Raw genomic sequence first — 9,823 nt, 5'->3', positions numbered from 1 at the left:
CGGGCCGGCCCGGGGCCGGTCCGGGTGGCCCGTGACCGCGGCGCGCTCGCGCACGGAGCCGGCCGCGGCGGCCCGGCTTCCGGCGGCCCCGGCCAAAACCGGTCAGAAGCACGACGGGTGACACATCATCGGCCGAGATGCGCGGATGCCGCGGCTCCGGCAAGTTGGACGGCGTCGGAGCGTACGTCTGTTGCACGGCTAATCCGGGCATCCTGCAACTACGCGTCGCTCCAAAACGGAACACCGGCCACTTCTCGTTCAGCACCCGGCCACCGCACGACCGCCTCCTGCTACGGCCCGGCTGCGAGCCTCTGCCCGTCCGACCCGGTTCACGTCACTTCACGTCAGCTCACGTCCACGACGTCACGAGGAGTCCGTATGCGTATTCGCCCCGTCGCCACCGTCGTCGCCGGTGCGCTCCTGGGTCTGTCCACGCTCGCCCTCTCCACAGCCGCCGCGCAGGCCGCACCGCAGCGGGACACTCCGCTGACGGTCGCCCACCGCGGCGCCTCGTCGTACGCGCCCGAGAACACCCTCGCCTCGATCGACGCCGCCGCCCGGCTCGGCTTCGAATGGGTCGAGAACGACGTCCAGCGCACCAAGGACGGCGAGCTGGTCATCCTCCACGACAACTCGCTCGCCCGGACGACCAACGTCGAGCAGGTCTTCCCCGACCGCTCCCCCTGGAACGTCTCGGACTTCACCCTCAGGGAGATCGAGAAGCTGGACGCGGGCAGCTGGTTCGGACCGAAGTTCGAAGGTGAGCGGGTGCCGACCCTTGAGGACTACATGGACGAGGTCGAGCACAACGACCAGAGCCTGCTGATGGAGCTCAAGTCGCCGGAGCTCTACCCCGGCATCGAGCTGCAGACCCTCAGGGAGCTGCGCCGCGCGGGCTGGCTGGGCGAGGGGCACGTCAGACAACGCCTGATCATCCAGAGCTTCAACGCCGATGCCATCAAGACCGTGCACACCCTGCGGCCGGACATCAAGACGGGCTTCCTCGGCAACCCCTCCGTCGCCGACCTCCCCAAGTTCGCCAAGTACTGCGACCAGATCAACCCCGTCCACACGGCGGTCACCCCGGAGTACGTCGCCGCCGTGCACGGGCTGAGGGGCCCGCACCGCAGGCCGCTGGACCTGTACACCTGGACCGTCGATGACCCGGCCACCGCGGTCAAGGTCGCCAAACTGGGCGTCGACGGCATCATCACCAACAAGCCGGACGTGGTGCGCGAGGCGCTGGAGGGCGACGACGACTGATCGCCGGACGGCGTCGGAGGGCGGCGGGGAGCGGCTGCCGGCGGCGGCCGCCGGTCCGTTCCCCGTCACATTGTCAGTGGTGCGTCCTACCCTGATCAGGTGACGAACGCAGAGCAGGTTTCCGGGCCGGCGGCAGCACCGGACGCGGCGCCAAGGGCAACGCCCACGGCCCGGCGCGACTGGGCCTGGGCCCGTCTGGAGACCCCGATCGGTCCGCTGCTGCTGGCCGCGACCCGGGAAGGCCTGGCCCAGGTCGCCTTCCATGCCGACGAGCGGACGACCCGGCGTGCGCTGACCCGTCTGGAGCAGTTCTTCGGCGGGCCGCCGCTCCCCGGGATACCTCATCTGGCGATGGCCACCGCCGAGCTCACCGCCTACTTCTCCGGGGAGCTGCGGTCCTTCACCGTGCCCCTGGACTGGTCGCTGTCCGCCGGCTTCAACGCCCGGGTCCTGCACGCCCTGGCCGCCGGTGTCCCCTACGGCAGCGTCGTCGGCTATCAGGACCTCGCCGACCGGGTCGGGGATCCGGGCGCCGCTCGTGCGGTGGGCGCGGCGATGGGCTCCAATCCGCTGCCGGTCGTCGTCCCCTGCCACCGTGTCGTGGCCAGCGACGGCGGGATCGGCGGGTTCGGCGGCGGTCTGGAGACCAAGCGCCTGCTGCTGGCCCTCGAAGGTGTGCTGCCCGCTCCGCTCTTCTGATTCCGACCGTCGTCCGTCCTCGCCGGGACGGCTCCTACGAAGGGCAGCACCGTGTCCCGTCAGATCGCTCTGCTCCGCGGCATCAACGTCGGGGGCCACAACTCCTTCCCCAAGGCGAAGCAGCTGGCGCTGGCCGAGTCCCTGGGGTTCAAGGACGTCTCCGTCCTGCTGCAGACCGGCAACATCGTCTTCACCGACCCCGGTACGCCGCCGGAGGAGACGGCCCGGGTGATCCACGACCGGATCGCCTCCGAGCTCGGTCTGACGGTGCCGGTCGTGGTCCGGACCCGGGACGAGCTGGCCGCCGCGGTTGCCGCGAATCCGTTCCCGCAGGCCGTGCCGGAGCCCAAGAGCCTGCATGTCACGTTCCTGTCCGCGGTGCCCGCCGACACCTCGCGGCTGGACGCACTCGACCCGGCCGCGTTCACGCCCGATCAGTTCCGGCTGATCGGGCGCGAACTGTATCTGTGGTGCCCGCACGGCATCGGCCGCTCCAAGCTGGCCGATGCGGTGGGCCGCGCCCCGCTCGGGGTGACGGCCACCGCCCGTAACTGGAACACCGTCACCAAGCTCCTGGCCCTGGCGGACGCCTGACCTCGCCCGGCGCCCCGGCCGTCAGCGCCAGCCGTAGCGCTCGCGCAGCCGGTTGACGACGAGGTTGAAGCGGCCCCGGTCCAGCGCGCAGGCCTCGCGCCGCATTCCGGCCGGGTGCACCCGCAGCACCCGGTCCACCGCCACCCATGAGTCGCGCCCCGCGCGGTCCCACGGGCCGGCCCCTATGGGGACCCATTCGCGGTCGTGGTTGTGCCGCTTGCTGGAAAGCTGCACGGCCAGCAGCGTCCCGCCCGTCTCGCGGGCGACGACGAGCACCGGCCGGTCCTTGCCCCGCCCGTCGTTCTCCTCGTAGGGCACCCAGGTCCAGACGATCTCGCCGGGGTCCGGGTCGCCGTCGGGGTCGGGTGCATAGGACATCTTGACGGTGCCGACGGAGCGCGGCCGGGCTTCCACGGTCGCGGTGGGCCCCTGGCTGCCGGGCAGCGGGGCGCACTCGTCGGATGCATTGAATGAAGTGGTCACGGCCTCACGCTAACCGCCGCCGTGAACAGGGCGATCAGCGGTCCGCACCCGGCGCTCGACGACCGATTGTCAGTGGTCGGCCGTACGGTTTTCAGCAGCGGGGGAAGGCCGTTGGGGCCGCGTACAACGTGTCGGCGTCGTCGTCGTCGGCGGCGGCGGCGGCGGCGGCGGCGGCGAGATGGTGCGGCGGGACGAACGCGCCGTCTACCACGGCCATCACAGCGGAGTGACGGCCTACTCCGCCGACGGCAGCGGCGAGTTGTGGCACACCCCGGCCCAGGGCGCGGTGCTGTTCAGCCGGCAGGAGGACCACTCGGTGTACGCCGGCACCGACCGGCGCGTCGTCCAGCGGCTGGCGAAGGACGGCGGGGCGCTGGAGGCCACGTACCGGTGCGACACAGTCGTCTACGGCCCCTGGCGGCCGCTATGTCTTCGCAGGCGACTCGGCCTCCTCGGTGTACTGCTTCGCCGTCGACGGGACCCGTCTGTGGAAGCTGGGCGCCGGCGGCGGATCGGCGCTGTCGATGCAGTATCTGGACGAGAAGCTCTACATGGTCACCACCGACGGATCCCTGGTGTGTGTGGACGCCTCCGACGCGGCGATCGCCGCCGCCCGGTCGGGCACGGTTCGGTCGCCCGGGATGTGGAGTCGGCGGCCGCGCTGCCCACGTACACCCCGTCGGCCACGGTGCAGACGGTGGCTACCGCCGCAGCCACGGGGATCGTGGTGGAGTGCGTACAGGACGGCGGCCGGCTGTGGGTGCATGTCGTCTTCGACGGTTATGAACCGTCCTGGAACGTCCAGTTCCCGCGTCATATACGCCGGGCCGGAGCGCGGTATGTCGTCGATGATCTGTCGGCGGCCTCGGGCGGTTTCTACCGCGTCCGGGGCGAGATCCGGCAGCTCGTCCGAGGCCACGCGCTCAGGCCGGCCCGCTCCATGCCGGCCGGCGGGGATCGTCGGTCCGTACGACGACATCCGCCGCCTCCTCGGGCCGTGTCTCCGCCTCGTAGCGGGCGAATGCGGGCAGCGTCCAGCGCTCGTGCTCCGGGGTGCGGCGGGCGAGCGCGGCCGGCGACAGCTTCAGATGCACGGTGAGATCGAAGGGAAACCAATGGCCGAGCAGCAGCGGGCCGTGCAGCAGCAGGACGCCGCCGGGCGGCAGTTCCACGTACGCACTGCGCGTCGCCCGGTCCGCCACCGGATCCCACAGGTCCGGGAGCACCCGCCCGGTGCCGCCCGGGTCCAGCGGCTGGAACACCTCGCGCCACAGCGCCTGCCGGTCGAACCACTCGTCGTGGTAGGCGTCGGGGTCCTCGCGGCCGTACTCCAGCCGCAGGGAGGCGGGGCGCAGAAAGCCGAAGGTGCCGGCCTTGTGCACCGCCCGCCCCCGGACCCGCAGCGCCTCGGCGAGCCGGCCGGCCAGCTCGCCGGGCGAGGCGGCGGGAGCTCCGTCGACGGCCACTCTCAGCCAGGGGCTCCCGTCCTTCGCCGTCGTCGCGACGATCCGCTCGGCGAGCGCGTCGGTGAGCCGTTCCCAGGTGATCGCTTCGAGCCGCACCCCGCCATTCTGCCCGGCAGCGCGGCGCGGGGCGCGCCGCGTCAGCCGGTGAGCGGCCCGTTCGGCGGGGTGGGGAAGGTGACGTCGCCCGAGACGACGCCGGCCTGGATCACCGGGCCGTGCTGCACACCACCGCTGATGGTGTTGTGCACCTCCCGCACCGTCTGGCGGTCCCTTTCGGGCGCCATCTCGTCGAGCAGGGCCCGGAGTTCGGCCGCCGCGGCGGGGTCCTCGCGCAGCAGCCGCCGCAGCCGCAGCCTCCAGGCCGCGGTCACGCCCGCCACCCCGTCCTGGTCGCCCTCCTCCTGGGCCGCGACCAGATCGGCGCGCCAGACCTCCAGCTCGCCTTCGAGCGCTTCCTCGTCGGCGGTGCCCCGGCGCCGGGCGAGGAAGGCCGCCATTCTGCCGCGGACCGCCGCCCAGCCGTCCGTCGCCATCTGCTGCACCAGCATCGTCGCCCCCGCCGTAGCGAGCGCCACCAACTCGGCTTCCATCAGACCCCCTTGTGCGTCGTTCGTGCTTCCTTGTGCGGCGGCCGGCGCCTCCGTCGGAGAGCGGGCCGGTTCATGAACGGGCCGGTGACCGGTTGCCGCGGTTCAGACGTGGTCCGCGGTCGGCCGGGCGGCTCCGTAGCGGCTGAGTTCGGCCGCCGCCTCCTTCGTCGCCTCGATGACGCTGCCGGGGGCCACCGGCATCACGGACTTGAGCTTGAGGAGCAGGACCGCTCCCATGATCGAGCCGTCCCACATGATCGGCGCCGCGCAGGAGTTCCATCCGGCCATGCACTCCTCGTACCCGAGCGCGTAGCCGAGGTCGCGCACCTCCGCGAGGGAGTCCAGCAGCGCGTCGTTGTCCCGGTAGACGCCGGGTCCGGCCTGGTCCGGTACGGGCTCGGCCAGCACCCGCTGCTGGGTCACCTCCGGCAGGTAGGCGAGGATCGTCCGCCCGGAGGCGCCGGTGCGCAGGGATCGCGTCACGGACAGCACATCGCGCGGCGTCATGCCCAGCTCCGCGAGGTCGGAGTCGCCGACGGCCATGTCGATGCACTGCCGTTGCGCGCCGGAGAAGGGCGCCACCATGTAGAGGAACGCCAGCCCGCCGTCGGTGGCCATCCGCAGTTCGCGGAGCACGGTCTGCGCGCCGTCGAGCCGGTGGTCGAGCGCGGTGAAGGCGAGCTGGGCGGCCGAGGTCCGCAGCCGGTAGAGGCCGCGGTCCACGCGCTCGAAGATCCGCTGGTAGATACCGGACTGCAGAATGCGGTAGACGACGGAGTCGTCCAGGCCGGTGAATTCGGCAATCTCACCAGGGCCATGGGCGGATCCGCCGAGTTCGGCGAAGGCCGTCTGGACGAGGAAGACCCGCTCGGCATGGCCGGATCCCGACGTCCTGGAGCCCGCCGACGAGGCGCCCTTGGGCGTCTGGCGCGCATTCCTGGCGCGGCCCGGGGTACCCGTCGCCATGGCGCTGGTGCCCGAAGCGGAGGCGGGCGCGGCGGCCGCGGCCGTCGCTCCCGACGCTGTGGTGCTGTTGCCCATCGTGTGCTCTCTCCCCTGGCAGTGATCCGCGCCCGAAGGCGCACGGCATTTCCGGTGCGAGCCGACACCCTCATCGCCCGCGGCTGGTGCTGCAGTCCTCGGCGGACGGCCCCAGGGTGCGCTCCCGGAGCCGTGGTGCCCGACCGGCGTTCCGGGCTACCGGAATTATCGGGCGACGTCGAGGGCCAGTTTCCCGGTCGGGGTTCGGGCGGCCAGATCGTGGTGCGCCCGCGCCGCCTCACCGAGCGGGTAGACGGCGCCGGTCAGCGGCTTGAGGGAGCCGTCGGCGACCGCGTCGAACAGCGCCCGCATGGACGTCGGCAGCGCCGTACGGTCCGCGTAGAGCTGTGGCAGCCAGAAGCCCGAGACGGTGATGGACCGCTCCATCAGGTCTCGGGTCGGCACGCTCGCCAGGTCCCCGCCGGCGAACCCGTACACGGCGAGCCGGCCGCGCGGCGCGACGGCGGCAAGGGTCCGCGCGAAGGTGACACCACCGGTCATCTCCAGCGCCGCCTCGACCGGGCCACCCGCCGCGTCCAGGATGCGCTCCGTCAGGTCCTCGGCGGTCGAGTCGACGACCGCATGGGCGCCCAGTTCCTCGGCCTGCTTGCGCTTCTCCGGGGAGCCCGCGAGGCCGATGACCTTGGCCCCGGCGCGCGCGGCGAGCTGGACGGCCAGCGAGCCGACGCCCCCGGCAGCGGCCGGCACGACGACGGTCTCGCCCTCGGTGAGGCGCAGCGAGGTGAACAGCAGATGCCAGGCGCTGTTGCCCTGCAGCGCCAGTGCGACGGCCTGTTCGTCGCTGATGGCATCGGGGACGTCCCAGGTGACGCGGCGGTGCAGCAGCGCCTTCTCCGCGTATCCGCCGCCGCGGCACAGCCCGACGACGCGTCGTGTGCCGTCCACCGTCCCGACGACCTCGTTACCGGGCGTGTACGGCAGCTCGACGGGCGCGAGATAGGAGTCCCCCCGTGCGTGCACATCCGCGTAGTTGATGCCGGCCAGGTTGACATCGACCCGCGAGTGGCCGCCGCGGGGCGCCGGCTCGGGGACGTCTTCGAGCCGCAGCACGTCCGGGCCACCGAATTCTCGCATCACAATCGCGCGCACAACTCTCCCTCAGGTTTTCCGGTGCGGTGCCCGCACAGGGTAGGCACGGCGCCCACCGGACCGCGGGACTCCGATCATTTCGCGCCAACCATCCGGGGCTTCCTGCGCCTTCGCTCTTCTCCTCACGAGAATTTCCCGCCCGCTTTCTCGCGACACGAGAAAGCAGCGAAGCGATTTCCACCGGTTGCTCCATTTTGCTTCAGATCTACCCATCGGTATCGCCGGGGTGGCTGCCACGCGTCTCTCGCTCAAACCCGGCTATCGGATGTGATCGCCGCCGCCTACGATCCGGAAATGTGTCCGCCGTTGACCAGATGTGGCGGCTGCGTCCCCAGGGGTAGAGCCTGCTCCGCGAGGCAGTTGTGCTCGCCCGCCCCACCCGGTGGTACGGGCGGGTGACGGAGGGCGTGGCCGTGCACGGGGCAAGGCGGGCACGGCCTGAGGGGGAATCATGATGGGGAAATCGGGGGGCGGCAGGCCGGCGTTCGCGCCGGCCTGCCGGGACCCACAGCGAGCACAACCACTTCCACCGGCACCTCTGCGCATCCTGCGGACCGCTTCCGCGTCCCTGCCGTCGTCGTTGACGGCTTCCTTCACGGCCGCCACCGACGCCGTCATCGCCGCCGCGCGCCGGCACTCCCGCCCGTACGTGGCACCGCCCTTTCCGGACGTGTCCCGCCCCCGCCGGGGAACCGCTCCCCGCCGCCGAGAAAGGGACTGTCCATGAACGCGTCGAGCAGTACGAGCAGCAACGGGCTCCAGTTCACCCACCCGTACCTCGCCGTGGTGCTCGGCGGCGGCTTCACGGGCATGCTCGCCGCCGCGGCGCTGTCCGAACACGCCGATGTCGTCGTCGTCGAGCGGGACCGGCTGCCGCGAACTCCCGCACTGCCCACGGACCTTCCGCAGGCCCGGCACGCCCATCTGCTGTCGGCGGACGGTGCCCGGATGGTCGACGCCCTGCTGCCCGGCAGCGTCGAGCACTGGCTGGCCGAGGGCGCCCGCCGGGTGCCGATGCCGCCGGAGCTCACCGGCCGCTCGCCGCAGGGCTGGTTAGGCCGGCGGCCGCGCTCGCCGTATCTGATCGCCTGCTCCCGCGATCTGCTCGACCGGGTCATCCGCCAACAGGTCCCGGCCCTCCCCGGGATGACCGTCCTCGACGGAACCGAGGCGGAGGAGCTGACCGGCACGGCGGAGCACATCACCGGGGTGCGCGTCCGGGATACCGCCAACGGCGCAACGTATCGGCTGGATGCCGACCTCGTCGTCGACGCCACCGGCCGGCACTCCCTCACGCAGAACCGTCTGACGGCACTGGGGCTGCCCACCGCACGCGAAGACGTCTCGGACTCCGGAATCGTCTCGGCGACCCGGATCTTCCGCGCCCCCGACGGCACGGAGAACACCCCCGTGATCACCTGCCGTTCGGCCCTCACCAGCGTGGTTCCCGGCCCTTCCGGTCCCCCGCGCTCGCTTCCCGGCAGGACGGCGACGCTGGTCCCGATCGAGGGCGGGCGCTGGCTGGTCACGCTCACCGGCGCCGGGGACGACCGGCCGTCCGAACACGCCAACCGATTCGTGCCGTTCGCCCACCGCACGGGTAACTCCGCCATCGGCGATCTCATCGCCGACGCCGAACCGCTGAGCGAGGTGCGGCTGTCCCGCGACACGGCCAACCGGCGGCGGCGCTACGAACAACTGCCGTCCTGGCCCACCGGATTCATCGCGCTCGGCGGCGCCGTGGTCTCGCTCAGCCCCGACTACGGTCAGGGTCTGTCCCTCGCCGCCCACAGTGCCGCCGCGCTGCGCGAGGCCGTGCGACGGCACGGGATGGACGATCCGGCGCTCGCCCGGAAGATGCAGCGCACCATCGGGCGCCTCGTCGAGGAACCGTGGTCCCTGGCCACCGGGGACGATCTCCACTCCCCCACCCGCCGGACCGCCGTCTGCCGCGCCTACGTCGACGTTGTCACACCGTCCTCCCCCGCCGCCCCCTTCCTGCTCCCCTCCGCGGCACTCGGCCTGCTCCGCGGCACCGCACGACTGCGCCCGACGGCAAGCGGATCACCGGCCTGGGATGCCTCCCCGAGCTCGCCGCTCCCGCCCCGTCCCCCGTCAGCGGGCGAAGCAGCGTCCACCGCCCCGCGACCACCCGCCGCGACCGGCGCCTCCTCCGCCCTCTCCGCACTGCCCGCCGCCGCCTCGGCCACCGCACTCTCGGCCGCCCCGCCCCCTGAGTCACCCCCGCCCCATCACCCCGGCCCCGAACCCCTTCCCCGGCGCCTCCCCCGCCGCCTCAGCTTCGGACCGTCGGCCCTGCGCCGCATCAGCGAGGCAACCCGCCGGAAACCGGCCGACGGCTGAGGTCCTCGCTCCGGGCCCGCACGCCTTTCCCCGCCCGTCACCTGCTCGCCTCTCCGCATCGGCGCTGATTTACCGTAGGGGCGCCGGAGAGAGTACAGATCACAGCCAGGGGGTTGCGGACAACGGTGAAGGGCGCTAACAGCAGCATGGCCGCGAGCCGCGAGCCGCGAGCCGCGAGCCGCGAGCCGCGAGCCGCGAGCCGCGAGCCGCGAG

General features: G+C 72.4%; 10 protein-coding genes and 1 pseudogene. 5 read left to right on the top strand and 6 right to left on the bottom strand.

Going from position 1 to position 9,823, the window contains the following annotated elements; translation table 11 throughout:
* The first annotated feature begins 378 nt into the window (after nucleotides 1–378).
* The 3 genes from DY245_RS35965 to DY245_RS35955 all read left to right on the top strand — a co-directional run bounded on the left by DY245_RS35965 (nucleotide 379) and on the right by DY245_RS35955 (nucleotide 2,556).
* A complete protein-coding gene (locus tag DY245_RS35965; RefSeq protein WP_128511293.1) occupies nucleotides 379–1,263 on the top strand; it encodes a glycerophosphodiester phosphodiesterase in 885 nt (294 codons plus the stop codon).
* Between the two features lie 99 nt (nucleotides 1,264–1,362).
* Nucleotides 1,363–1,962, top strand: a complete 600-nt coding sequence (locus DY245_RS35960) for a methylated-DNA--[protein]-cysteine S-methyltransferase (protein WP_128511292.1) — start codon at nucleotides 1,363–1,365, stop codon at nucleotides 1,960–1,962.
* A 51-nt stretch (nucleotides 1,963–2,013) separates the two neighbouring features.
* The gene (locus DY245_RS35955; protein WP_128511291.1) at nucleotides 2,014–2,556 is read left to right on the top strand and encodes a DUF1697 domain-containing protein; all 543 of its coding nucleotides are present in this window, start codon (nucleotides 2,014–2,016) and stop codon (nucleotides 2,554–2,556) included.
* A 21-nt stretch (nucleotides 2,557–2,577) separates the two neighbouring features.
* Here the strand turns inward: DY245_RS35955 and DY245_RS35950 are convergent, their stop codons facing one another.
* Nucleotides 2,578–3,039, bottom strand: coding sequence for a type II toxin-antitoxin system PemK/MazF family toxin (locus tag DY245_RS35950; RefSeq protein ID WP_181924027.1), 462 nt, complete (start codon nucleotides 3,037–3,039; stop codon nucleotides 2,578–2,580).
* Nucleotides 3,040–3,130: 91 nt separating this feature from the next.
* Nucleotides 3,131–3,256: a hypothetical protein gene (locus tag DY245_RS47725; RefSeq protein ID WP_280525043.1), complete on the bottom strand. Its 126-nt coding sequence runs from the start codon at nucleotides 3,254–3,256 to the stop codon at nucleotides 3,131–3,133.
* Here DY245_RS47725 and DY245_RS35940 point away from each other — a divergent pair.
* Nucleotides 3,203–3,949 (top strand): annotated as a pseudogene (locus DY245_RS35940) (outer membrane protein assembly factor BamB family protein); the annotation flags it as partial. The gene DY245_RS47725 and the pseudogene DY245_RS35940 overlap by 54 nt on opposite strands.
* 13 nt (nucleotides 3,950–3,962) lie before the next feature.
* Here DY245_RS35940 and DY245_RS35935 read toward each other — a convergent pair.
* The 4 genes from DY245_RS35935 to DY245_RS35920 all read right to left on the bottom strand — a co-directional run bounded on the left by DY245_RS35935 (nucleotide 3,963) and on the right by DY245_RS35920 (nucleotide 7,246).
* Complete coding sequence (locus tag DY245_RS35935) at nucleotides 3,963–4,601, bottom strand: nucleoside/nucleotide kinase family protein (RefSeq protein WP_128511290.1); 639 nt, start codon at nucleotides 4,599–4,601, stop codon at nucleotides 3,963–3,965.
* Nucleotides 4,602–4,642: 41 nt separating this feature from the next.
* Nucleotides 4,643–5,095, bottom strand: a complete 453-nt coding sequence (locus tag DY245_RS35930) for a hypothetical protein (protein ID WP_128511289.1) — start codon at nucleotides 5,093–5,095, stop codon at nucleotides 4,643–4,645.
* Nucleotides 5,096–5,197: 102 nt separating this feature from the next.
* Entirely contained in the window at nucleotides 5,198–6,136 is a 939-nt protein-coding gene (locus DY245_RS35925; RefSeq protein WP_128511288.1) for an IclR family transcriptional regulator domain-containing protein, read from the bottom strand.
* Between the two features lie 165 nt (nucleotides 6,137–6,301).
* Nucleotides 6,302–7,246 (bottom strand): quinone oxidoreductase family protein, encoded by a 945-nt coding sequence (locus DY245_RS35920; protein ID WP_128511287.1) that lies wholly within the window; start codon nucleotides 7,244–7,246, stop codon nucleotides 6,302–6,304.
* Between the two features lie 723 nt (nucleotides 7,247–7,969).
* On the opposite strand from DY245_RS35920, the gene DY245_RS47720 reads away from it, so the two are divergent.
* Nucleotides 7,970–9,610 carry an FAD-dependent oxidoreductase gene (locus tag DY245_RS47720; protein WP_128511286.1) on the top strand — a complete coding sequence of 547 codons (1,641 nt, stop codon included), beginning with the start codon at nucleotides 7,970–7,972 and terminating at the stop codon, nucleotides 9,608–9,610.
* Nucleotides 9,611–9,823 lie beyond the last annotated feature (213 nt).

The sequence above is a fragment of the Streptomyces inhibens genome, from assembly GCF_003389455.1.
In the GTDB taxonomy this organism is placed as follows: domain Bacteria; phylum Actinomycetota; class Actinomycetes; order Streptomycetales; family Streptomycetaceae; genus Streptomyces; species Streptomyces inhibens.
Note: the sequence above shows the minus strand (reverse complement) of the source record. Positions and strands in the feature narration are given on the sequence as shown.